21 protein-coding genes are annotated in these 22,028 nt (G+C 67.9%); 13 read left to right on the forward strand and 8 right to left on the reverse strand.

What is annotated here, in order from left to right:
• Positions 1-34 precede the first annotated feature (34 nt).
• The 3 genes from ACODSU_RS21465 to ACODSU_RS21475 all read left to right on the forward strand — a co-directional run bounded on the left by ACODSU_RS21465 (position 35) and on the right by ACODSU_RS21475 (position 3,993).
• Complete coding sequence (locus ACODSU_RS21465; RefSeq protein WP_488844645.1) at positions 35-2,257, forward strand: ATP-binding protein; 2,223 nt, start codon at positions 35-37, stop codon at positions 2,255-2,257.
• Positions 2,254-2,940 carry a response regulator transcription factor gene (locus ACODSU_RS21470; RefSeq protein ID WP_488844647.1) on the forward strand — a complete coding sequence of 229 codons (687 nt, stop codon included), beginning with the start codon at positions 2,254-2,256 and terminating at the stop codon, positions 2,938-2,940. The genes ACODSU_RS21465 and ACODSU_RS21470 overlap by 4 nt, the downstream gene beginning before the upstream one ends.
• 72 nt (positions 2,941-3,012) lie before the next feature.
• Positions 3,013-3,993, forward strand: coding sequence for a Bug family tripartite tricarboxylate transporter substrate binding protein (locus ACODSU_RS21475; RefSeq protein WP_488844649.1), 981 nt, complete (start codon positions 3,013-3,015; stop codon positions 3,991-3,993).
• A gap of 191 nt (positions 3,994-4,184) precedes the next feature.
• Here ACODSU_RS21475 and folK read toward each other — a convergent pair whose 3' ends face one another.
• The 4 genes from folK to hda are packed head-to-tail and all read right to left on the reverse strand — an operon-like array spanning position 4,185 to position 7,812.
• Entirely contained in the window at positions 4,185-4,724 is a 540-nt protein-coding gene (folK, locus tag ACODSU_RS21480) for a 2-amino-4-hydroxy-6-hydroxymethyldihydropteridine diphosphokinase (RefSeq protein WP_488844651.1), read from the reverse strand.
• Positions 4,721-6,319 (reverse strand): polynucleotide adenylyltransferase PcnB, encoded by a 1,599-nt coding sequence (gene pcnB, locus ACODSU_RS21485; protein WP_488844653.1) that lies wholly within the window; start codon positions 6,317-6,319, stop codon positions 4,721-4,723. Before pcnB ends, folK begins: the two co-directional genes overlap by 4 nt.
• A 36-nt stretch (positions 6,320-6,355) precedes the next feature.
• Positions 6,356-7,078 (reverse strand): histidinol-phosphatase, encoded by a 723-nt coding sequence (locus tag ACODSU_RS21490; protein WP_488844655.1) that lies wholly within the window; start codon positions 7,076-7,078, stop codon positions 6,356-6,358.
• A gap of 35 nt (positions 7,079-7,113) precedes the next feature.
• Positions 7,114-7,812, reverse strand: a complete 699-nt coding sequence (gene hda, locus ACODSU_RS21495) for a DnaA regulatory inactivator Hda (RefSeq protein ID WP_015015370.1) — start codon at positions 7,810-7,812, stop codon at positions 7,114-7,116.
• 269 nt (positions 7,813-8,081) lie between these two features.
• Between hda and ACODSU_RS21500 the strand changes: the two genes are divergently transcribed.
• The 3 genes from ACODSU_RS21500 (at position 8,082) to ACODSU_RS21510 (ending at position 11,563) form a co-directional block, all read left to right on the forward strand.
• Positions 8,082-9,299 (forward strand): MFS transporter, encoded by a 1,218-nt coding sequence (locus ACODSU_RS21500; RefSeq protein ID WP_488844657.1) that lies wholly within the window; start codon positions 8,082-8,084, stop codon positions 9,297-9,299.
• Between the two features lie 77 nt (positions 9,300-9,376).
• The gene (purM, locus tag ACODSU_RS21505; protein WP_488844659.1) at positions 9,377-10,420 is read left to right on the forward strand and encodes a phosphoribosylformylglycinamidine cyclo-ligase; all 1,044 of its coding nucleotides are present in this window, start codon (positions 9,377-9,379) and stop codon (positions 10,418-10,420) included.
• Between the two features lie 36 nt (positions 10,421-10,456).
• Positions 10,457-11,563, forward strand: coding sequence for an AI-2E family transporter (locus tag ACODSU_RS21510; protein ID WP_488844661.1), 1,107 nt, complete (start codon positions 10,457-10,459; stop codon positions 11,561-11,563).
• 105 nt (positions 11,564-11,668) lie between these two features.
• On the opposite strand, the gene ACODSU_RS21515 is transcribed toward ACODSU_RS21510, so the two are convergent.
• Positions 11,669-12,778, reverse strand: a complete 1,110-nt coding sequence (locus tag ACODSU_RS21515) for an extracellular catalytic domain type 1 short-chain-length polyhydroxyalkanoate depolymerase (protein WP_488844663.1) — start codon at positions 12,776-12,778, stop codon at positions 11,669-11,671.
• Positions 12,779-13,100: 322 nt separating this feature from the next.
• On the opposite strand from ACODSU_RS21515, the gene ACODSU_RS21520 reads away from it, so the two are divergent.
• From ACODSU_RS21520 to ACODSU_RS21540, 5 genes are all read left to right on the forward strand, one after another.
• Entirely contained in the window at positions 13,101-13,661 is a 561-nt protein-coding gene (locus ACODSU_RS21520; protein ID WP_488844665.1) for an isochorismatase family protein, read from the forward strand.
• Positions 13,658-14,272, forward strand: a complete 615-nt coding sequence (locus ACODSU_RS21525) for a DJ-1/PfpI family protein (RefSeq protein ID WP_110960037.1) — start codon at positions 13,658-13,660, stop codon at positions 14,270-14,272. Before ACODSU_RS21520 ends, ACODSU_RS21525 begins: the two co-directional genes overlap by 4 nt.
• A 27-nt stretch (positions 14,273-14,299) precedes the next feature.
• Positions 14,300-15,295 carry a GlxA family transcriptional regulator gene (locus ACODSU_RS21530; protein ID WP_488844667.1) on the forward strand — a complete coding sequence of 332 codons (996 nt, stop codon included), beginning with the start codon at positions 14,300-14,302 and terminating at the stop codon, positions 15,293-15,295.
• Positions 15,296-15,387: 92 nt separating this feature from the next.
• Positions 15,388-15,894 (forward strand): GAF domain-containing protein, encoded by a 507-nt coding sequence (locus tag ACODSU_RS21535; RefSeq protein WP_488844669.1) that lies wholly within the window; start codon positions 15,388-15,390, stop codon positions 15,892-15,894.
• Entirely contained in the window at positions 15,891-16,280 is a 390-nt protein-coding gene (locus ACODSU_RS21540) for a histidine kinase (protein WP_488844671.1), read from the forward strand. Before ACODSU_RS21535 ends, ACODSU_RS21540 begins: the two co-directional genes overlap by 4 nt.
• A 38-nt stretch (positions 16,281-16,318) precedes the next feature.
• Here the strand turns inward: ACODSU_RS21540 and ppk2 are convergent, their stop codons facing one another.
• Positions 16,319-17,233, reverse strand: coding sequence for a polyphosphate kinase 2 (ppk2, locus tag ACODSU_RS21545; protein WP_488844673.1), 915 nt, complete (start codon positions 17,231-17,233; stop codon positions 16,319-16,321).
• Between the two features lie 149 nt (positions 17,234-17,382).
• Between ppk2 and ACODSU_RS21550 the strand changes: the two genes are divergently transcribed.
• Together ACODSU_RS21550 and ACODSU_RS21555 are read left to right on the forward strand one after the other, a co-directional pair.
• Positions 17,383-18,423: a transporter gene (locus tag ACODSU_RS21550; RefSeq protein ID WP_209818618.1), complete on the forward strand. Its 1,041-nt coding sequence runs from the start codon at positions 17,383-17,385 to the stop codon at positions 18,421-18,423.
• Positions 18,424-18,518: 95 nt separating this feature from the next.
• Positions 18,519-19,367 (forward strand): plasmid replication/partition related protein, encoded by an 849-nt coding sequence (locus ACODSU_RS21555; RefSeq protein WP_488844675.1) that lies wholly within the window; start codon positions 18,519-18,521, stop codon positions 19,365-19,367.
• A 28-nt stretch (positions 19,368-19,395) separates the two neighbouring features.
• Here ACODSU_RS21555 and ACODSU_RS21560 read toward each other — a convergent pair whose 3' ends face one another.
• Positions 19,396-20,247: a SirB1 family protein gene (locus tag ACODSU_RS21560; RefSeq protein WP_015015383.1), complete on the reverse strand. Its 852-nt coding sequence runs from the start codon at positions 20,245-20,247 to the stop codon at positions 19,396-19,398.
• Positions 20,248-20,338: 91 nt separating this feature from the next.
• Positions 20,339-21,904, reverse strand: a complete 1,566-nt coding sequence (gene murJ, locus ACODSU_RS21565; protein WP_488844677.1) for a murein biosynthesis integral membrane protein MurJ — start codon at positions 21,902-21,904, stop codon at positions 20,339-20,341.
• Positions 21,905-22,028 lie beyond the last annotated feature (124 nt).

Consider the following 22,028-nt stretch of genomic DNA (forward strand, 5'->3'; position numbering starts at 1 on the left):
TAACCACCCCACGGCACCAGCCACCCCACTGACCGTGCGCCCAGCGCCCGCCCAGCCCACCCCGCAGGGCGCGCCGCAGCGCTGGCCCCAGGCCCGGCGCGCGGGCTTTATTGCCACGCTGCTGTGCCTGGCGGCGCTGCTGGTGTGGGGCGCAGGCGAATGGGCCGAGCAAAGCGAACGCGATGCCCAGTGGGACAACCTGCGCCGCTTGGGCGAGGTACAAGCCCTGGCGCTGCGCGGCGTGGCCACGCGGTACAACTACCTGCCCTTCACGACCGCGCAGCACCCGCTGGTGCGGCAGCTACTGCAGCGGCCCGCATCACAGGCCGTGCGGGACGCTGCCAACGCCTACCTGCAGGCGGTGAACCAGCACGCGGGCTCTGACATGTTGTACGTGATGGACCCGCAGGGTCTCACGCTCGCGTCCAGCAACTGGGACACCCCCAACAGCTTTGTGCACCAGAACTACGGCAATCGCCCGTACTTTCGCGATGCCCTGGCAGGCCAGACAGGCCGCTTTTATGGCGTGGGCAAAACCACGGGCGAGCCCGGCCTGTTTGTCTCCGCCCCTGTGGTCGAAGCGGGCCGGGTGATTGGCGTGGTAGCGGTCAAGGTGCGCATGGAGCCCATCTCAGACCCTTGGGCCCAGCTTCGTGACCCGGTGTTTGTGACGGACGAGCAGGGCATTGTGTTTCTGGGCTCCGTGCCCGACTGGCTCTACCGTACCAGCCGCCCCTTGCCCACACCGCTGGTACAGCAGCTGCAGCACAACGAACAGTACGGCACGGGCTGGGCACCACGCGCCGTGCCCTGGACCCTGCGCCCCCAGGACGACTCGCCCGGCGCCGAACTGCGCCTGGAAGGCCCTGGCGGCAAACGCTACCTCGCGTTCGAGGAAAAGCTGCCTGACCTGGGCTGGACCCTCACCGTCACCGCCGACAGCCGATTGGTGACTCTGGCCCGCCAGCAGGCCTGGGCACTGGCCACACTGGCCTCGGGTCTGCTGGTGCTGGGCGCGCTCTACTGGCAACTGCGCGAGCGGCGGCTGGCAGAGACACGACTGGCCCGTATCGAACTGGAGCAGCGCGTGCAGGAACGCACCCACGCGCTACAGCAAGCCCAGGCGTTCCGCCAATCGATGGAAGACTCACTGCTGGTGGGCATGCGCGCGCGCGACCTCGAAGGCCGCATCGTCTACGTCAACGCCGCCATGTGCGACATGGTGGGCTACCGGGCTGACGAACTCATCGGCCAGCTGCCGCCCTACCCCTACTGGCACCCCGATGACCTCGACCGGCACTGGAACGACAGCGACACCGTGCTGGCCGGCAACGCGTTTCCCCAAGGGCGGGAGAACCGCCTGCGGCACCGCGACGGGTCGGACGTTTACACCATGTTCTACACCACGCGCCTCATCGACGGCAGCGGCCAGCACATCGGCTGGATGAGTTCGGTGGTCAACATCACCGCGCAAAAGCGGGCCGAGGAACAGCAGCAGCAACGCGAGACCCAGCTGCAGCGGGTGCAGCGTGTGATTACGGTGGGCGAGATGGCCTCCACCCTGGCGCACGAACTGAACCAGCCGCTGGCAGCCCTGGTCAACTACGCGGCGGCTGCACGCGCGCTGGCCGCCCAGGGCAAGACCGGGCCACTGAACGACAGCCTCGAAGCCCTGTCGGCCCAGGCGCTCCGGGCAGCCGACATCGTGGGCCGCATCCGCCGCTGGGTGCGCCAGCACCCTGAAAGCCGCGAGCCCTGCGACCTGTCGGCCATCGTGGAGCAGTCGCTGGAGCTGCTGCTGCGCGCCGAGGCCCGGCGCCAGGGGATTGCGGTGCGCGTCGAGCAGGCCGCAGCCCCTTTGCAGGTGCATGCCGACCGCGTGCTGCTCGAACAGGTGGTGATCAACCTGGGCCTGAACGCCCTGCAGGCCATGCAGACGCACGAGCCCCCGCCCGAAGGGCACGAACTGCGGCTGCGTTTGGCCGCAGACCCGGGCCACGCGCTGGTGCAGGTGCTCGACCGGGGCCCGGGCCTGCCGCCCGGCATCGCCGAGCGCCTGTTCGAGCCTTTTTTCACCACCCGTTCCGACGGGCTAGGCCTGGGCCTCAACATCTGCCGCTCCATCATTGAGAGCATGGGCGGCCAGCTGCAGGCCCGCAACCGCGAGGGCGGTGGCGCCATTTTTGAAATCCGCCTGCCGCTCGCCAACGCACCTGAGTCCCCCCTGAGAACCCCTGGGGATGCCGACGCACCATGACCCACGACACCCTCCCCACCGCCGCCGAGCCGCCCGATGACACCGTGGTCTACATCGTGGACGACGACGAAGGCGTGCGCCAATCGCTGGCGGCCCTGCTGTTGGCGCGCGGGTACACGGTGCACACTTTTGGCGGCGGCGAGTCCTTCCTGGCAGAGGCAGCGCTGGACCACCCCGGCTGCGTGCTGCTAGACCTGCGCATGGAGGGCCTGAGCGGGCTGCAGGTATTCCACGAACTCGGCCAGCGCCACAGCGCGCTCAAGACCGTGTTCCTGTCGGCCCATGGCGAGCTCTCCTCCGCCGTGGCGGCCGTCAAGCAAGGGGCGGTGGACTGGCTCGAAAAGCCCTGCAACGAAGCCACCTTGCTGGCCGCCGTCGAAAAAGCTTCCGCGCTATCGCAAGCGCAGGCACGGCAGACGCAACGGCAGCAGCAACTGCGCGAGCGCTGGAACGCCCTGAGCCCTCGCCAGCAAGAGGTGGCCCAACTGCTGGGCACCGGCCTCAGCAGCAAGGAAGTCGCCCGCGCACTAGCTCAGCGTGACCCGGAGCGCCCCATCGACCCACGCACCGTGGACACGCACCGGTCCGCCATCTTTCTGAAGCTGGACATCCGCTCATCGCACGAACTGGGCATGCTGGTGGAAGACCTGGGCGTGGCCCTCAGCGCGCCTCGTACGGCATAAACGTCCTCGCCTGACCATCACCCCCTCAGGGCTTCATAAGCTTTCTTACGAATTTTTTGCACAATGGCACCCATGAACCGCAGAAACATCCTCCTCGCCAGCGCCGTTGCCGCCGCAACGGTTCTTTCTCCCGTTATCGCTTCGGCGCAGGACACGGGCCAGCCCATCCGCCTGATCGTGCCCTACGCCCCCGGCGGCCCCATCGATGTGACGGCCCGTGCACTGGCCGAACGCGTGCGCGATTCGCTGGGCACAGTGATCATCGACAACAAGGGCGGTGCGGGCGGCAACATCGGCGCCGACGCCATTGCCAAGGCCGCACCTGACGGGCTGACCATCGGCATAGCCGCCACCGCCACCCATGCAGTCAACCCCTGGCTGTATGCGCGCATGCCGTATGACGCGGGCAAGGACTTTGCCGGTATCACGCAGATGGTGCGTGTGCCCAACGTGCTGGTCATGAACGCCGCCAAGGCCGAGCAACTCAAGATCCACACCGTGGCCGACCTGATCGCCTACGCCAAAGCCAACCCCGCCAAGCTCAACTACGGCAGCGGCGGCAACGGCAGTGCGGGCCACCTGGCGGGCGAGATGTTCAAGCAACGCGCGGGCATCTTCGCGCTGCACATCCCCTACCGGGGCGCCAACCCGGCCCAGCTGGCGCTGCTGGCGGGCGAGGTGGACTTCAACATCGACAACCTGGCCGCCGCCGCGCCCAACATCCGCGCGGGCAAGCTGAAGGCCCTGGCCGTGACCTCGCTCGACGCCTCGACCTCGCTGCCGGGCGTGCCGCCGCTGTCCGCCACGTTCAAGGGCTTCTCCATCGACACCTGGTGGGGCCTGGTGGCGCCTGCGGCCACCCCCAAGCCCATCATCGATAAGCTGAACAAGGCCTTTGTGGCGGCACTGAACGCGCCCGAAACGAAGACCCGCTTTGCCGCCCTGCTGGCCGAACCCGTGGCCACCACGCCGCAGCAGTTCGATAGCTTCATGGCGGCCGAGCGTGCGAAGTACCAGCAGGTGGTGAAGGCGTCGGGCGCGAAGGTGGATTGACCCCCTGAGCCGCTGCGCGTCTTCCAACCAGGGAGACGCGACCCGTGGCCCGGCGGAGCCGGTTCCACGGTGGCGCTGGTGTGGGGCATCACCCGCATCACCCGGTATGGGTAAGCCCGGCGCAGGGCAAGCAGGTTTTTAAGATTTTTTGGCCTCTTGCGCCCGTCCATCAAGCGCAGGCAGCTCCTGATTCAGGAGCAAGTGCCACCCACAACACCCTCCGCCCAGCGCCCGTCGGCCAGCGGGTAGATGCTCTGCGTGGTCACCGCCTGCAGGGCTTCCGCTGCCACGCGCTCCGGCACCAGATCGGCCAAAGGACGCAGTACAAACGCGCGTTCGGCCATGCGGGGGTGGGGCACGGTGAGGGTGGGGGTGTCGATCATCTGGTCGCCAAACCACAGGATGTCCAGGTCCAGCGTGCGGGGTGCATTGCGGAAGGGGCGCTCGCGCCCGGCGGACTGTTCTATGGCCTGCAGCGCCTGCAGCAGGGCCTCTGGGGTGAGGGTGGTGGCCACTTCGGCCACGGCGTTCAGGTAGTCAGGCCCACCGGCATCCACGGGTGCGCTGCCATAGAGCGGCGACACCCGCAGCACGCGGGTGCCTGGGTATTGGCCCAGGGCAGCCAGGGCCTTGCGCAGGGCGGCTTCGCGCTCGCCCAGGTTGGCGCCCAGGCCGACGTAGACCAGGGTGGGCTGTGCACCCACATCCCCCAGAATCACTGGATCACTCACTCGCCTGCAGTGGCAGGCGCAGCGCCTTCACCACCACCCGCCCCACCACCGGGTTTACGGCGGCGGCGGCGGCGCTTTTTGGGGGCGCTGCCTTCGGTGGCAAATTCCGCGCCCTCTTCCGACACCTCCGCATCCCCCGCAGGGCCCGCAGCACGCGGGGCCGCCACGGGTGCATTGCGAGGCACGCGCTTGACGACTGGCTGCTGCGCCTTCTGGCGGGCCCGCTGTTCTTCCTTGGCCTGGTCCATCAGGTCGTCGCGGCGCTCATCGTCGGCTGCCTGGAAATCCTGCCACCACTCGGCCAGTGCTTCCTCGACCTCGCCCACATCCGCGCGCAGGCGCATGAAGTCGAACCCGGCACGGAAACGTGGCTGCATGACCATACCGAAGGGCGTGTTACCCACGCGCTTTTCAAAGCGGGGCTGCATGACCCAGATTTCGCGCATGTCGGCGGCCAACTTGCCCCGGCCCGAGACGTCACCGATGCGCTTGTCGAACACTTCGTCGATGGCCTCTTGCAACGCGGGCAGCGGGTGCTGGCGCTGGTTCAGGCGCTCCTGCCAGCCATTGCGCACGTCTTCCCACAGCACGCAGGCCAACAAGAAGCTGGGGGCCACGGGCTTGCCTTCGTTCACGCGGCGGTCGGTGTCCACCAGGGCCGCCTTCACAAACGGCGTGTCGGCGCGCTCCACGGCCACGTCCAGCAGCGGGTAGATGCCCTTGGCCATGCCCAGCTTCTTGAGCTGCTCGATGGTGGCGATGGCGTGGCCGGTTTGCAGCAGCTTGAGCATTTCGTCAAACATGCGGCTTTGGGGCACCTCGGCCAACAGAGCCTGCGACTGCACCAGGGGCGCGGCCGACTTGGCGTCGATGGTGAAGCCCAGCGGGCTGAGCTTGGCGGCAAAACGCACGGCGCGGATGATGCGCACCGGGTCTTCGCGGTAGCGCGTGGCGGGGTCGCCAATCATGCGCAGCGTCTTCTTCTTCGCGTCCTGGATGCCCTTGTGGTAGTCCACCACGATCTGGCTCACCGGGTCGTAGTACATGGCGTTGACGGTGAAGTCGCGGCGCGTGGCGTCTTCGTCCTGCGGGCCCCAGACGTTGTCGCGCAGCACGCGGCCGCTGGCGTCCACGGCGTGCTGCATGCCCGCAAGCTGCGCCTTGGAAGTTTTTTCGTTGCCGCTGACCTGGCCTGCGGCGCTGTTGTCTAGGTAGGCGCGGAAGGTGGAGACCTCGATCACCTCGTGCTCGCGGCCCCGGCCGTGCACCACGTGCACGATGCGAAAGCGCTTGCCGATGATGAAGGCGCGGCGGAACAGGCCCTTGACCTGCTCGGGTGTGGCGTTGGTGGCCACATCAAAGTCCTTGGGGCGCAGGCCCAGCAGCAGGTCACGCACGGCACCGCCCACGATGTAGGCCTCGAAGCCCGCGTCCTTGAGCGTCTGCACCACCTCGGCCGCGCGGCGGTCCACCAGTTCGGGGTTGATGCCATGCACGCTGGCAGGCACCTCTTCGCGCTTGCCGAAATGGGGCTTGCCGCCCGCGGTGCCGGGCGTCGATTTGCCCAGCAGTTTGTCGATGAACTTCTTGATCATGGGTAGGGAGGGTTCAGGAGGCTGCGCGCGCAGGGGTCAGGAGGCCGTCTGGCTGGCGGGCTCGGCGGAGGGTGCCGAGAACAGGTCCAGTATGCGCCAGCCGCGCTGCTGGGCCAGGGCGCGCAGGCGCGGGTCGGGGTTGGTGGCGACCGGGTGGTTCACCTTCTCCAGCAGGGGCACGTCGTTCATGGAGTCGCTGTAGAACGTGCTCTCCACGTCGGCCCAGCTGAGCTGCCGCTCGGCCAGCCATTGTTCCATGCGGCGCACCTTGCCTTCGCGCATGGTCGGGATGCCGTCGATCTCGCCGGTGTACCAGCCGCTGGCATCACGCACCAGCTGCACGGCCAGGAGCTGCGGCACGCCCAGGGCCTGGGCGATGGGGGTGGTCACGAACTCGTTGGTGGCGGTGACGATCAGCACCTCGTCACCCGCCGCCTGGTGCTGGCGGATCAGGTCGAGCGCCTGGGGCTTGATGGCGGGGGTGATGACCTCGCGCATGAACTGCTGGTGCGCCGCTGCTGCGGCCTCGGGCCCGCGCAGGCGCACGGCCTCGGTGGCAAAGCGCACGTAGTCGTGCACGTCGAGCGTGCCGGCCTGGTAGTGGGCATAGAACTCGTCGTTGCGGCGCGCGAACTCCACCGGGTCGTTCCAGCCGATGCGGATGGTGAACTCGCCCCACTCGTAGTCGGAGTCGAGCGGCAGCAGCGTGTGGTCCAGGTCAAACAGCGCAAGCCGCAGGCGGCGAGATTCAGTAGTCATTCAGTGTCACAAAGGGCAAAAAGAGGTGCGCGGCTTCATTCAGATTCGAGCATCGTCTTGAGCAGCGGAATCGTGATGGCGCGCTGGGTGCGCAGGGCAAACGCGTCGAGCTGGTCCAGCAACTGCATCAGGCTGCCCAAGTCGCGCGAAAAGCGGTTGAGCATGTAGTCCATGACTTCGTCGCCCAGGAACACGCCGCGGGCGTCGGCTTCCTGGCGCAGCACGGCTCGGCGCTCGGCCTCGCCCAGCAGTTGCAGCTGGAACACATGGCCCCAGCCCAGACGGCTGCGCAGGTCGTCGCGCAGCGGCAGGTCGGCGGGGGGCAGGTCGCCCGCCGCCAGCACCCAGCGCTGGCTGCCGCTGGCGGGACTGATGGCGTTGACGAACCAGTTGAAGGCGGTGGCCTGCTGGGCGGTGTCGTACAGATGCACGTCGTCCATGACAACGGCGGCCCAGCGCTCGTCAAAGTCTGGCGGCTCGCCCACCGTGGGGTCGAGCCAGCCCACGCTGGAGCCCTGCTCGCGCAGGGCCTGGCGCACGGCCTGCAGCAAATGGGTCTTGCCGCTGCCCGGCTCGCCCCACAGGTAGGTGGGCACCGGCGACCGCGTGGTTTCGCTGCTGCCTGCCCCGGCGGCCAGGCGCAGGTGCTGCAGCGCGGCCTCGTTGGGCCCGGCAAAAAACCGCTCCAGAGTGGGCCCGGTGGCCAGGCCGATGTCCAGCGCCAGTTGCTTCATCGTCATGCGCGGCACCCGCACAGCGCAGGCTGAACCGTGGCAGAAGGTGCGGAAGCGGCGGTCAGAAAGAGGGTCAGCAGCGGCATCACAAGTGGGTGGGAAGGCACCGGGCCGTCGATGGATCCGGCCAGGCGCGGCGACAAAGTGGCGTACGGCGCGTGGTCACCGACCGGCTCCGTGGCAGGGGCTGGGCGACAATGGCCGCGATTTTAGTCTGCTGCCAGCCCCCTGAGCCGCCGCTCGGCCCCCCCCCTCGCCTGCCTTGCACCATGACAGCTCCCGCCACCCCCGCCAAGCGCCTGCCCGCGAGCATCTGGGCACTGGGCTGCGTCAGCCTGCTGATGGACGTGTCGTCCGAGATGATCCACAGCCTGCTGCCGGTGTTCCTGGTCACCTCGCTGGGGGTCAGCATGCTCGCCGTGGGCCTTATCGAGGGCACGGCCGAGGCCACGGCGCTGGTTCTGAAAGTTTTCTCGGGCGTACTGAGCGACTGGTGGGGGCGGCGCAAGCCGCTGGCGGTGCTGGGCTACGGGCTCGGGGCGCTGTCCAAGCCGCTGTTTGCCATCGGGCCCACCGTGGGTCTGGTGGTCACCGCGCGCCTCATCGACCGGGTGGGCAAGGGCATCCGCGGCGCGCCGCGCGATGCGCTGGTGGCCGACCTGGCGCCACCCGGCATGCGGGGCGCAGCGTTCGGGCTGCGGCAGTCGCTGGACACCGTGGGCGCCTTTCTGGGCCCCTTGCTGGCCATGGGGCTGATGCTGCTGTGGGCCAATGACTTCCGCGCCGTGTTCTGGGTGGCGGTGATTCCGGCGGCCCTGTGCGTGGCTTTGCTGCTGGTGGGCGTGCAAGAGCCCGAGCGCGCCGCCAGCGCCATGCGCACCAACCCCATCCGCCGCGAGAACCTGCGCCGCCTGGGTGGCGCCTACTGGTGGGTGGTGGCGCTGGGCGCCGTGTTCACACTGGCCCGCTTCAGCGAGGCATTTTTGGTGCTGCGCGTGCAGCAGGGCGGCCTGCCCCTGGCCTGGACGCCCCTGGTGCTGGTGCTGATGAACGTGGTGTTTGCGCTGGGCGCCTACCCGCTGGGCAAACTGGCAGACAGCACCCGCCACACCACGCTGCTGGCCTGGGGGCTGGTGGTGCTGATCGCCGCCGATGCGCTGCTGGCCTTCAGCGACCGGGGCGCCGTTGCCTGGCTGGGCATTGCGCTGTGGGGCCTGCACATGGCCATGACACAGGGGCTGCTGGCCACCATGGTGGCCGACACCGCACCGGCCGACCTGCGGGGAACGGCGTTTGGCATGTTCAACCTGGTCAGCGGCGTGGCGCTGCTGGTGGCCAGCGGCATGGCAGGCCTGCTGTGGGACCGGCTGGGCGCCAGCGCCACATTTGGCGCCGGAATCCTGTTTGCCACGCTGGCGCTGGCGGGTGTGCTGGTGCAATCTGCCCGGCACGGCCGCGCCCCAAAGCCCCCTGCCACACAGGGCTGAGTGAGGGCGCCGAGGCGTGCCCCTTAAAATCCCCGGATTCCAGCCCGCCCGGCGGGCCTACCAGCACCACACCATCCATGAGCTCTTCTGCCCTCTCCACCCCCATCTCCTACAAAGACGCCGGCGTTGACATCGACGCGGGCGACGCCCTGGTCGAGCGCATCAAGCCGCTGGCCAAGAAGACCATGCGCGAAGGCGTGCTGGCGGGCATCGGCGGCTTTGGCGCACTGTTTGAAGTGCCCAAGCGGTACCAGGAGCCCGTGCTGGTCTCCGGCACCGATGGCGTGGGCACCAAGCTCAAGCTGGCGTTTGAATGGAACATGCACGACACCGTGGGCATCGACCTGGTGGCCATGAGCGTGAATGACGTGCTGGTGCAGGGCGCCGAGCCACTGTTCTTCCTGGACTACTTTGCCTGCGGCAAGCTCGATGTGGACACGGCCGCCGCCGTGGTCGGCGGCATTGCCAAGGGCTGCGAACTCTCCGGTTGCGCGCTGATCGGCGGCGAAACCGCTGAAATGCCCGGCATGTACCCTGCGGGCGAATACGACCTGGCCGGCTTTGCCGTAGGCGCGGTCGAAAAGTCCAAGATCCTGACCGGCAAGGATGTGAAGCCCGGTGACGTGGTGCTGGGCCTGGCCTCGGCCGGCGTGCACTCCAACGGTTTCAGCCTGGTGCGCAAGTGCATCGACCGCGCTGGCGACAGCGCCCCCGCCACGCTGGACGGCAAGCCCTTCAAGCAGGCCATCATGGAACCCACCCGCCTGTACGTGAAGAACGTGCTGGCCGCGCTGGCCGCCCACCCGATCAAGGCCCTCGCCCACATCACCGGCGGCGGCCTGCTCGAAAACATCCCCCGCGTACTGCCCGACGGCACCGCCGCCCACCTGAAGAAGGGCAGCTGGCCCCAGACCGAGCTGTTCGCCTGGCTGCAGAAGACGGCGGGCATCGACGACATCGAGATGAACCGCACCTTCAACAACGGCATCGGCATGGTGGTGGTGGTGGATGCGGCCCACGCTGAAGCCACGGCCGCCACGCTGCGTGCGGCTGGAGAACAGGTCTACGCGATTGGCACGATTGCAGCGCGTGGCGAAGGCGCTGCCGTAGTGGTGGCCTGATACCCCCCCAACCTGGAATACTGCCCCTCACCGCGCATGGCGCAGCGCCCCGCTCCAGCCCCCGCCCCCTCAGCGCCGACTGAGCCCACGCCCACCACCCTGCCGCCGCGCGCCCTGAACCAGGGCATCGTGGTGGCCAGCTACCTGCTGGTGGCCGCTGTGCTGCTGCTGGTGATGTGGCGCGGCCTGCTGCCCGGGCTGCTGTGCGTGTGCCTGGGCTTTCTGCTCACCCGCGCGCTCACGGGCTGGTTTGCTGCAGGGCTGGGCCGCATTCAGCGCCAAGCCACACCGTCCGCCACCCACCTGCGCGTGGCGCAGGTCACCGCTGCGGGCCTGGTGATGCTGCTACCGCTGGCCCTGCTGGCACTGGGCCTGACGCATTCGCGCGGCTACCTGGTCAGCGCACCGCAGCAGTACCAGGAACTGCTCACCTACATGGCCCGCACGGTGCTGGAGCTGCGCCTGAAGCTCCCCGCCGACATGGCCGCCCACCTGCCCGAGGGTGTGGCCGACATCCAGCGCATCATTGCCAGCTACCTGGGCGCCAAGGCCGGGGCGCTGGCCATGGCGGGGCGGGCCTGGCTCGCTGGCGTGCTGTTTGCCTACGTGGGCCTGCTGATTGGCGCTCTGGCTGCGGTGCGCCCGCCGGTGCTGGCGCGCGGCCCGCTGGCCCAGCAGCTCAAGCTGCGCATCACGCTGTTCGGCGAGGCGTTCCGCCAGATCGTGGCGGCGCAGTTCTGGATCGCGGCGTTCAACGCCCTGCTCACCGCCCTGTTCCTGCTGTTTGTGCTGCCGATCTGGGGGCTGCAACTTCCCTACACGCCGGTGCTGATCACCTTCACCTTCGTGGCCGGGCTGGTGCCCATCGTGGGCAATCTGGTGTGCAACGTGGTGATCACCATCGTGGGGCTGTCGGTGTCGCCGCTCGCTGCCGCCGCCTGCCTGGGGTTTTTGATCCTGATCCACAAGGCCGAATATGTGATCAACGCCAAGGTGGTGGGCCGCCGCACCCAGATGGGTGTGTGGGAGCTGCTCTCCGTGATGTTCGTGGCCGAGGCCGTGTTTGGCCCTGCGGGGCTGGTGGCGGCGCCGCTGTTCTACGCCTACCTCAAGAAGGAACTGGTGGCCGCACGGCTGGTGTGACCCCGGGGTTGCTCACCGTGCCCAGGAGGCAGCCCTAGGCTGTATCAGTCATTTTTTGATAGCAGCCAGCGCAATACGCACTAGCGCTTGCGGCCATTTTCTTGCTTATTTTCCGAATTGCCGGGCCACAAAGGCCCAGATGAGCGCTGACGCATCGGGCCCGGCCGGGTCGCTGTAGGGCCGCTGGGCAGCGCCGCCACTCCAGGCATGCGCCAGCCCGACCACCTCGCGCAGCGCCACCACGGTGCGGCCCCGGGCCTTGAACTCGGTCACCCGCATGGGGTAGCGCTGGCCGCGCTGCAAGGTACGCACAGCCCCCGCCCGCGCGCCCAGCGCACCGGCCCACAGCTGCGCGGTGGCTGCAGCGTTGCGCACCGACACCACGCCATCGGCATCGCCATGCACGATCAGCAGCGGAGGCAAGGCCGCAGGGGCGCCGACGGGCAGCGCCGGGGAGGCTGCAGCGGTAGACGCAGGGAGGTCGGGCAGATGGGCTTCACGGCGACCATGCATGGCCGCCAGGGCGGTGGCGGCCGATTCGGCCGTGCCGGGCGCCACGCCCGAATGCATGGCCACGGCGCAGAACCTGTCAGGGAACAGCGCCGCCATCAGCACCGCCATGCTGGCGCCCGCCGACAGCCCGGCCACCGCCACCCGCGCCAGGTCCACCGGCAGGCGGCGCGCCACCTTGTCCACGGCGGCCAGCAGCGTGGCGGCTTCAGCCTCGGCACGGCCGTTGCGGCGCTCAAACCAGTTCCAGCAGCCCTGGGCGTTGGCCACGCGCTCCTGCTCGGGGTACAGCACCACAAACCGATGGCGCGCTGCCAGCCGGTTCATGCGCGACACCGCGGCAATGTCCCGCCCCGTCTGGCCGCAGCCGTGCAGCATGACCAGCAGCGGCAGCTTTTCGTCCGGGCGCAGGCCCAGCCCGCTGGGCACATACGCATGGAACCGCCGCGCCCCTGCCGGGCCCGGGGCCACGCCAGAGATCCACTCACCCTGCAGCGGCACCGGCTTGGTGGCCGCGCGCGGCGTACGGCCGGTGGACGGCACGGGGGCCACCGCACTTTTGCGCGGTGCAGCGCGCAGCTTTGACACCGCCTTGGCCCGCACAGGCTTGCTGGCCGTCCCTGCCGCACGTGCAAAGGCCTTGAGATTGCGCTGGTAGGCCCGTGCCAGGGACGACAGGGAAAACAGGCGGGAGCGGCGGGGCATAGGCAGGAGGGCGTGCGGGCGATGTTTAAAACACAGGGAAAACCCTAGTCACCTTAACAGCTTCTTGCCATGCCTGGCGAATTGCTACGTTTTTTATAGCTATCAGGGCATGATTCACTAGCGCTTGAGGCTGCTTTTTCTTCAAACCACCCTCCAGCGGCAACCCAGGCCACCCCACCCGGCAAGCGGCGACAGCCAGGCCACTTCGCCAGCAGAATGCTAATGGCTGAAATTGATCGAATCCTGTCCTCGGCGGTTCGGACGTCGGCTCGCTGCGCACGGAAGATAAGCGCATCCCAACCACTGCCTCCGCGGGCCTTCCATGAAAACCTGTCTGATAGTGATTGATGCCCAGGAATCCTTCCGCCACCGCCCCTTCTTCACCGAACGCGACCTGCCCGCCTACCTGCAGGCGCAGAACGCGCTGATCGCCGGTTGCGTCGCCCAGGGCATCCCGGTGCTGCGCGTGTTCCACAGCGACGGCCCCGAAGTGGCCGAGAACCCGTTCTCGCAGGCCTCCGGCCAGGTGCGTGCGCTCGATGGCCTGGCGCCTTTCGAGGCGGCGGCCACCTTCACCAAGTCGCGCCACAGCGCGCTGGTGGGCACGGGGCTGGATGTGTGGCTCACGCGCCATGGCATTCAGCGCCTCATCATCAGCGGCATCCGCACCGAACAGTGCTGCGAAACCACCACGCGCCACGCGTCCGACCTGGGCTGGGACGTGGACTACGTGATCGACGCCACCCTGACCTGGGACATGGTGCAGCCCGACGGCCAGGTGCTGTCAGCCGCCGACATCAAGATCCGCACCGCCACTGTGCTGCAGGGCCGCTTTGCCACGCTGTGCACCGTGCAGCAGGCGCTGGACCGGGCGGCCGCATGAGCGCTCAATCGTTGCAGGTCGCCATCCTGGTGTTCGATGACGTGGAGGCCCTGGACCTGGGCGGGCCCTATGAGGTCTTCACCACCGCCAGCCGCATGCACCAGCGGCAACACCCGGAGGCCGTCGCACCGTTCGTGGTGCAGTGTGTAGCCCGCAGCCTGGACCCGGTGCGCGCCCGCGCGGGCCTGCGCGTGTTGCCCGATGCGGACTTTGCCAGCGCCGCCGCACCCGATGTGCTGATCGTGCCCGGCGGCGTGGTGGATGCCGCTGCCGCCTGCCCCGCCATCCGCGCCTGGGTGGCCCAGGCGGCTGGGGCCGCGCAGATCACGGCCTCGGTGTGCACGGGGGCCTTCATCCTGGCCGCAGCCGGGGTGCTGACCGAAGGCCCGGCGACCACGCACTGGGAGGACATTGCCGACCTGCGCACGCAGTACCCCGCGCTCGACGTGTTGGAGAATCTGCGCTGGGTGGACCGTGGCGCACTGGTCACGTCCGCAGGCATCAGCGCGGGCATCGACATGAGCCTGCATCTGGTCACCCGGCTGCTGGGCGCGGCGCTGTCCGAGCGCACGGCCCGCCAGATGGACACGCCCTGGAACCCTCAGCCATGAAACGCTTTTAGCCACTCAACGCCATCAATGCAGAACCCGGTCCCCTCCCCCATCCACGTCTATTTCGCCCTGCTGCCGGGCAGCCTGGTGCTGGACTGGGCCGGCCCGGCCGAGGCGCTGCGCATTGCCAACCAGACCTTGGCCAAGCAAGGCCAGCCTGAGCGGTTTGTGCAGCACTTTGTGAGCCCCACGCCCGAGTCTGTCTCGTCGGTCGGCGCCGTGCTGACCCAGCTGGAGCCACTGCCCGCCACCCTGCCCAGCCCCGCCTGGGTGGTGCTGGTGGGTTTGGCGGGACAACACATCGCAGTGGACGGTGACGAGGCCCGCGCGCTGCTGCACTGGCTGCGCGGGCTGCGCCCCGTGGCGGGGCAACTGGAGCTGATCACCGTGTGCGCGGGCTCGGTGCTGGCCGCCCACGCCGGCCTGCTGACGGGGCGCCGCGCCACCACGCACCACCAGCACCTGGACGAGCTGGCCGCCGTGGACCCGCGCTGCGACGTGGTTGCCAACCGCGTATTTGTGGCCGATGGTGCGGTGTACAGCAGTGCGGGCGTGACCACGGGCATCGACCTGCTGCTGTACCGCATCTCCGACACTTGCGGCCCCGCGCTGGCAGCCCAGGTGGCGCAGGCCATGGTGGTGGCGCTGCGCCGTGGGCCCAACGACCCGGAGTTTTCGCCCTTTCTGCACCACCGCAACCACCTGCACCCGGCCCTGCACCGCGTGCAGGACGCCGTGGGACAACAACCCCAGGCCGACTGGAGCGTGCCGCAGATGGCCGAGGTGGCGCACACCTCGCCACGCCATCTGACACGGCTGTTTCTGGAGCATGCGGGCATTGCCCCGCTGCAGTACCTGCGCCGCATCCGCCTGGCCACGGCCGAGGCCGCACTGCGCTCGGGCCAGAACGTGACGCAGGCCGCGCTGATGGCAGGCTTCAGCTCCGACACGCAGCTGCGCCGGGCCTGGCACCAGTTCGGACGTGGCGGCACGCCATCACAAGGCAGTGCGCGCAGCCACTGAGGGGCCCGCCCGGCGTGGTGCCGCGCGATGCACGCGACCCAGCACCCGCCGATAATCAAGTCCTTCGCCGCACCACCCGCCGGGTCGCCACCATGCAAGAACCACCCCGCCCCGCCAACGAGCCCGACCGCCTGCAGGCCCTGCGCGAGTTGCTGATTCTGGACACGCCCCCCGAGGAGCGGTTTGACCGCCTCACGGCCTTTGCCGCGCAGGAGTTCGATGTACCCACAGTTTTGCTGTCACTCATCGACGACGACCGCCAGTGGTTCAAATCACGGTTGGGCATGAACCAATGCGAGACCTCGCGGGGCATCTCGTTCTGCGGCCACGCCATCCTGCAGGACGACATCATGGTGGTGCCCGATGTGAACCAGGACGAGCGCTTCATCGACAACCCGCTGGTGACGGGCGAGCCCCACATTCAGTTCTATGCCGGCGCTCCGCTCAAGCTGCCGGGCGGGCAGAACGTGGGCACGCTGTGCCTGATCGATAACAAACCACGCACCCTGGACGACATCGATCTGGCCATCCTGGGCTCGCTGCGCGATCTGGCGGTGGAAGAGCTTGTGCGGCGCGAACAGGGAGCCCCAGCCCCATGAGCGACCGCAGCCCCCAGGACATTCTGCTGGTCGAACCCAGTTCGCTGACCGGCAGCATCATCGTGGCCACGGCCCGCCAGCTGAACCTCCCCGTGGTGCGGCAGGTGAACAGCGTGCGCATAGCCCAGCAGCGGCTGAGCCATGAGAGCTATGCGGGCGTGATCGTCTCGCTGGACGAGCAGGAGCAAGAGGCTGTCGCCCTGCTGGAGCAGGTGCGCAACGACGCCCTGGCTGTCAGCGCCGATGTGCCGGTGGCGGTGACCACCACGCAGGTGGATGCGTCCACCGCCGTGAAGATGAAGGCCTTGCAGGTGCGGCGGGTGCTGATCAAGCCCTTCAAGGTGCGGGACGTGATCGCCACCATTGGCCTGCTGAAGGACAGATAACCGCGCCCCCACCCCGCAGCCCGCCAGGTGCCTCCATCTCAATAGATCTCTGGCACGTACATGCTGGCCGGCACGGGCTGGCGCAGGTATTCGGGGTTGCGCACGCGGTCGGGCAGCACCACGGGCGGGTGCGGCACCTCCCGGTAAGGCAGCTGCGACAGCAGGTGCGCAATGCAGTTCAGGCGCGCCTTTTTCTTGTCCACCGCCTGCACCACCCACCAGGGTGCCTCAGGGATGTGGGCGCGCTCCAGCATGGTCTCCTTGGCCTTGGTGTAGGCCTCCCAGCGCACGCGGCTTTCCAGGTCCATGGGGCTGAGCTTCCACTGCTTGAGCGGGTCGTGGATGCGGCCCAGAAAGCGCAGGTGCTGCTCTTCGTCGGTGATGGAGAACCAGTATTTGACGAGCCTGATGCCCGAACGCACCAGCATCTTTTCAAACTCGGGCACGGTGCGGAAGAACTCCTCGTATTCGTCGTCGGTGCAAAAGCCCATTACCCGCTCAACGCCCGCGCGGTTGTACCAGCTGCGGTCAAACAGTACCATCTCGCCCGCCGCAGGCAGGTGCGCCACATAGCGCTGAAAGTACCACTGCGTGCGCTCGCGGTCGTTGGGTGCGGGCAGCGCGGCCACACGGGCCACGCGGGGGTTCAGGCGCTGCGTGATGCGCTTGATCACGCCACCCTTGCCTGCGGCATCGCGCCCCTCGAACAGGATCACCACCTTCTGGCGGCTGTGCTGTACCCAGTCCTGCAGCTTCACGAGCTCGCCTTGCAGGCGAAACAGGTCCTTGAAATATTGCTGGCGCGCCAGCTTGTCGCCGGGGCTGGGGGCGCCGATGTCATCGACCTCGCGGTCTTCGATCTCCAGCTCAATCTCTTCGTCGTAGCTGTCAATGAGGTCGTTGGCGATGCGTTGCATCAGCTCCTGTGTGTCGAGGGCGTTGTTGTGGAACATGAGCAACCATCCGGCGGTAGTGCAAAACAGATGCGCGATGGTGGACCGCTGCGGTGACAGCGCCGTGACACTGGCGTGATCCGTCACAACGCTGTCACAACCACAGGCCAGCATGCGAGGCCGTGCCGCCCGCAGACCACTCCCCGCCTTTGTCCAACCCTTTCCCCGCCAGTGCCAGCCAGAACTACGGCGCAGACGCCGCCGGGCTGATCTGCGGCTATCTGCTGGGCACCGATACCCCACCCCAGGAAGTGGATTCGGCCCAGGCCGCGCAGTGGCTGGCGAGTCTGCAGGCCGGTGCTGCGCCAGCGGATCAGTTTCTGTGGCTGCACTTCAACCTGAGCCACGCGCAGGCAGTGCGCTGGATGGAGCGGCATGCCCATCTGCCGGAAGCTTTTTTTGATGCGCTCAAGGACCGCTCGGTGTCCACGCGCATCGAACGCGACGATGACACGCTGATCGCGGTGCTCAACGACGCCCACTTTGATTTTGCGTTCGAGCCCTCGGACATCGCCACGCTGTGGACCAGCGTGGCGCCCCACCTGATGGTGACGGGCCGCACACGACCGCTGCGGTCGGTGGATGCGCTGCGCACCACGGTGCGCAGCGGCAATGCTCCGTGCTCCAGCGTGGCGCTGTTGGCCGAACTGATGCGCACGCAGGCATCAGGCCTCGTGGACATCGTGCGGGGTGTGACCCAGCGCATCGACGATGTGGAAGACGCGCTGCTGGCCGGCCGCCTGGACCACAAGCGCGCACGGCTGGGCGTGCTGCGGCGCCTGCTGGTGCGGCTGCAGCGGCTGCTGGCCCCCGAGCCTGCGGCGCTGTTCCGCCTGCTGCAGCACCCACCGGCCTGGATGGGCGCCGACGATGCGCAGGAGCTGCGCGATTCGACCGAAGAGTTCTCTGTGGTGCTGCGCGACATGCAGGGCCTGCAGGAGCGCATCAAGCTGCTGCAAGAAGAAATTGCGGCCAGCGTGCAGGAGGCCAACAGCCGCAGCCTGTTTGTGCTGACGGTGGTGACTGTGCTGGCCCTGCCCATCAACATCCTGGCCGGCCTGTTTGGCATGAATGTGGGCGGTGTGCCGCTGGCGGACAACGGCCACGGGTTCTGGATCATCGTGGCCGTGGTGGCGGCCTTCACGGCAGTGGCGGGCTGGCTGGCCCTGCGGGGCACGCGCGATCAGTAGGCGGGGCTGTTCGGCAGGTTCGATGCACGACATGCCCGGTGGCAAGCCCCACTACAATGCCGCCCCTTGCCCAGCTCCCCGGACCGCCTGCCACCATGAACATCGTCGTCAACGAAGAACTCAAAGCCTATATCGAACCCCTGACCCCCGACGAACACGACGCGCTGGAACGCAGCATCCTCACCGAAGGCTGCCGCGACGCCCTGGTGCTGTGGGGCGATGTGCTGGTGGACGGGCACAACCGCTATGGCATCTGCCAAAAGCATGGCCTGCCCTTCCAGACCGTGCAGAACCCGCGCTTTCAGTCGATGGAGGACGTGCACCTGTGGATGATCGACCAGCACCTGGGCCGCCGCAGCGTGTCCGACTTTCAGCGCGGCGTTCTGGCCCTGCGCAAGCGCGAGATCATGGCCGAGCGCAAGGCGCGCGCAGCCACCGCCACGGAGACCGCCGAAGCCCCCCCCGCGGCTGATGTGCCCGAGGCCGCAGCCGCCCTGCCCGCCCCCGACCCGTTGAACAGCCGCGAGGCCATTGCCAAGGCCGCGCGGCTGAGCAGCAGCCAGGTGGTAATGATCGAAAAAATCCAGAAACAGGCCGCGCCCGAGCTGGTGGCCGCCGTCAAGTCCGGCACCATCTCCATCAACGCCGCAGCCGCTGTGGCTACTCTGCCCGCCGAGGAACAGGTGGCAGCCGCAGTGGCCGGTAAGGACGAACTCAAGCAGGCAGCGAAGCGGGTGCGCGAACTCAACAAGCGCAAGCCACGCGAGGAGGCGCCATCAGACGACAAAGCCCATGCTGAGACAGCCGCCGGTGCCGAAGGGAACACCGACGAGTTGCACGCCCTTCGCCAGCGTGTGGCAGAGCTGACGGCGGAGAACACCGAGCTGCGCCGCCAGGTAGCGCAACTGCAGGCGGCGCTGCCTGCAGACAGCACGCCGTTCTAAAACTGTCTGGGGAGTCGGCCGCCGGGGTTCACCCGTTGGCGTTGCGCAGCGCGCTCAGCCGGTCGGCGATAAGGTCCAGGTCAAGCCCGTCTTCACTGTGGGCCAGATAGGCCTCCAGGTCAGCCACGGCCTCGGCCGTGTTGCCGCGCTCGGCATGCGCGAGGCCCCGGTCGCGCCGCTCGCCCCAGGCCTCGGGCAACAACACGATCAGCCGGTCCAGCACGGCAATCAGCCGCTGCCAGTCCTGCTGGGTGCGGTGCACTTCCTTGAGGTTGCGCAGCATGCGCGCAATGATGTCGCGCGGCGTGGCGGCTTGCAGGTACAGGCCCAGCGGCACATCGTAGTCGTCCACCAGGCCGTTGCGGCGCTTGTAGGGCTCCAGCCGCTCGGCCAGTTCCTCGCGGCTCAGGGACTGACCCGAAATCGGGTCCAGCACCACCTGGCCCTTGGGCAGCAGCACCTTGACCATGAAGTGCCCCGGGAACGCAATGCCCCGCGCGTGCAGGCCCAGCCCCTGGGCCAGTTCCATCCACAGCACGGCCAGGCTGATGGGAATGCCCCGGCGCGTGCGCAGCACGGCATTCAGGTAGCTGTTCTCGGGGTCGTAGTAGTTGTTGATGTTGCCGCCAAAGCCCAGATCGGCAAAAAAGAACTGGTTGAGCGTGCGCAGCCGCTGCAGCGCGGGTGCATCGGCAGGCAAGCGGCGCTTGATGCGGGCCTGCAGCTGGTCCACATCGCCCAGCAATTGCTGCACGTCGAACTCGGGGTACTCATCCTGCGCAAGGCTGGCGGCCGCTTCGAGCAAGGGAAAGTGGTCGTCGCTTTGCACCAGCGATGCAAAGTACTCCAGCGAGGTGGGCACGGAAAGGCTCAGGGACATGGCAGCTTTGTACGGGGCCGCTGCCATGGCGTCAAGCCACAGAAGCACGGGCTTTGCAGGGTATTTCGGAGGCCAAACGGGCAGCTGCCGGTCAGCGGCGCAGCAGCTGGCGCAGCTTCAGCCCGGCGGCCCACAGGGCGCCAAAGTACAGCACCGCAGCGGCCACCATCATCGCGGCCAGCAGGCCGATGCGCTGAAGGCGCTGCGCTTTCATTTCCACCCAGTCGAAATGCTGCGCACCCCACGCCAGCAGCACGGCCAGCAACGCGCTGGCCGCCACCACCTGCAGGGCAAACCGCCCCCAGCCAGGCAGCGGCCGGTAGCTGCCACGCCGCAGAAGACCCACCAGCAGCCAGGTGGCATTGATGACCGCCCCCACGCCGATGGACAGCGTCAGCGCGGCATGTTGCAAATAGGGCACCAGCACCAGGTTCATCATCTGCGTGAACACCAGCACCGCCACCGCAATCAGCATGGGGGTGCGCATGTCGTGCTTGGCAAAGTAGCCCGGCGCCAGCACCTTGATGGCCACAATGCCCACAATGCCCACCCCGTAGCCCGCCAGGGCCAGCGTGGTCTGCTGCACATCCCGGTCGGCAAAGGCGCCATAGTGGTACAGCACCGCCACCAGCGGCTTGGCAAACACCAGCAGCGCCACCATGCAGGGCACCGACAGCACCACCACCAGCCGAAGTCCCCAGTCGAGCATGGCCGAATAGCGTTCGTCGTCGTGCTTGGCTCGGGAACTGGCCAGCTGCGGCATCAGCACCACGCCCAACGCCACACCCAGCAGCGCGGTGGGCAGCTCCATCAGGCGATCGGCATAGGTGATCCAGCTCACGCTGCCGGTGGCCAGGTGCGAGGCAATCTGCGTATTGATGAGCAGCGAGACCTGCGCCACGCTCACCCCCAGCAAGGCGGGCAGCATCAGGCGCGCCACCTTGCGGGTGGTGGGGTCGGCCCAGGCCGCACGGATGGCCGCCCAGCGCACGCCAATACGCGGCAGCAGTCCCAGGCGCAGCAGCGCAGGCACCTGAATGCCCAGTTGCAGCAGGCCGCCCAGCATCACGCCCGCTGCCTGGGCATAGATGGGCTCAATGCCGTGGCGTGCAAACAAGGGAGCGCCCAGCGTGATGGACAGGATAAGGGCAATGTTGAGCAGCACCGGCGACGCGGCGGGCACCGCAAACTTCTTCCAGGTATTGAGAATGCCCCCCGCCAGCGCCACCAGCGACATGAAGCCGATGTAGGGGAACATCCAGCGCGTCATCGTGACGGCGGCATCAAAACCCTGGGGAGACTGCTTCATGCCGCTGGCCATGGCCCACACCATCCAGGGCGCGCCCAGCACACCGGCGATGCACAGCAGCACCAGCGTCCAGGCGAGCAAGGTGCCCACATGGTCGATCAGCGCCTTGGCGCCGTCGTCGCCCTCCTCGGCACGGGTGGCAGCCAGCACCGGCACAAAGGCCTGGCTGAAGGCGCCCTCGCCCAGCACGCGACGGAACAGGTTGGGAATGCGGAACGCCACATTGAAAGCGTCCGTCATGGCACTGACCCCGAAGACGGAGGCCATGAGCAACTCGCGCACCAGCCCCGTGATGCGGGAGACGAGGGTCAACAGGGAAACGGTGGAGGCGGCTTTGAACAGTGACACCGGCGGGAGTGTATGCGCTTGCAGGCACGCACTGGCAGCGGGCCGGGCGGCCCCATGAGGCGGCAGAAGCTTCAAGGGATGATCCTTCATGAGGAAGTGGATCACCCACTGTGAACGGTGCGTG

The sequence above is a fragment of the Acidovorax sp. FG48 genome, assembly GCF_057809085.1.

Bases quoted from the DNA above. Each gene is read 5' to 3' on its own strand.
- purM (WP_488844659.1), top strand. From the start codon at position 9,377: ATGAGCTCTTCTGCCCTCTCCACCCCCATCTCCTACAAAGACGCCGGC.
- ACODSU_RS21530 (WP_488844667.1), top strand. From the start codon at position 14,300: ATGCAGAACCCGGTCCCCTCCCCCATCCACGTCTATTTCGCCCTGCTG.
- ACODSU_RS21525 (WP_110960037.1), top strand. From the start codon at position 13,658: ATGAGCGCTCAATCGTTGCAGGTCGCCATCCTGGTGTTCGATGACGTG.
- ACODSU_RS21560 (WP_015015383.1), bottom strand. From the start codon at position 20,247: ATGTCCCTGAGCCTTTCCGTGCCCACCTCGCTGGAGTACTTTGCATCG.
- ACODSU_RS21475 (WP_488844649.1), top strand. From the start codon at position 3,013: ATGAACCGCAGAAACATCCTCCTCGCCAGCGCCGTTGCCGCCGCAACG.
- hda (WP_015015370.1), bottom strand. From the start codon at position 7,812: ATGAAGCAACTGGCGCTGGACATCGGCCTGGCCACCGGGCCCACTCTG.
- ACODSU_RS21535 (WP_488844669.1), top strand. From the start codon at position 15,388: ATGCAAGAACCACCCCGCCCCGCCAACGAGCCCGACCGCCTGCAGGCC.
- pcnB (WP_488844653.1), bottom strand. From the start codon at position 6,319: ATGATCAAGAAGTTCATCGACAAACTGCTGGGCAAATCGACGCCCGGC.
- ACODSU_RS21490 (WP_488844655.1), bottom strand. From the start codon at position 7,078: ATGACTACTGAATCTCGCCGCCTGCGGCTTGCGCTGTTTGACCTGGAC.
- ACODSU_RS21540 (WP_488844671.1), top strand. From the start codon at position 15,891: ATGAGCGACCGCAGCCCCCAGGACATTCTGCTGGTCGAACCCAGTTCG.
- ACODSU_RS21500 (WP_488844657.1), top strand. From the start codon at position 8,082: ATGACAGCTCCCGCCACCCCCGCCAAGCGCCTGCCCGCGAGCATCTGG.
- ACODSU_RS21510 (WP_488844661.1), top strand. From the start codon at position 10,457: ATGGCGCAGCGCCCCGCTCCAGCCCCCGCCCCCTCAGCGCCGACTGAG.
- ACODSU_RS21515 (WP_488844663.1), bottom strand. From the start codon at position 12,778: ATGCCCCGCCGCTCCCGCCTGTTTTCCCTGTCGTCCCTGGCACGGGCC.
- ACODSU_RS21555 (WP_488844675.1), top strand. From the start codon at position 18,519: ATGAACATCGTCGTCAACGAAGAACTCAAAGCCTATATCGAACCCCTG.
- ACODSU_RS21520 (WP_488844665.1), top strand. From the start codon at position 13,101: ATGAAAACCTGTCTGATAGTGATTGATGCCCAGGAATCCTTCCGCCAC.
- ppk2 (WP_488844673.1), bottom strand. From the start codon at position 17,233: ATGTTCCACAACAACGCCCTCGACACACAGGAGCTGATGCAACGCATC.
- ACODSU_RS21470 (WP_488844647.1), top strand. From the start codon at position 2,254: ATGACCCACGACACCCTCCCCACCGCCGCCGAGCCGCCCGATGACACC.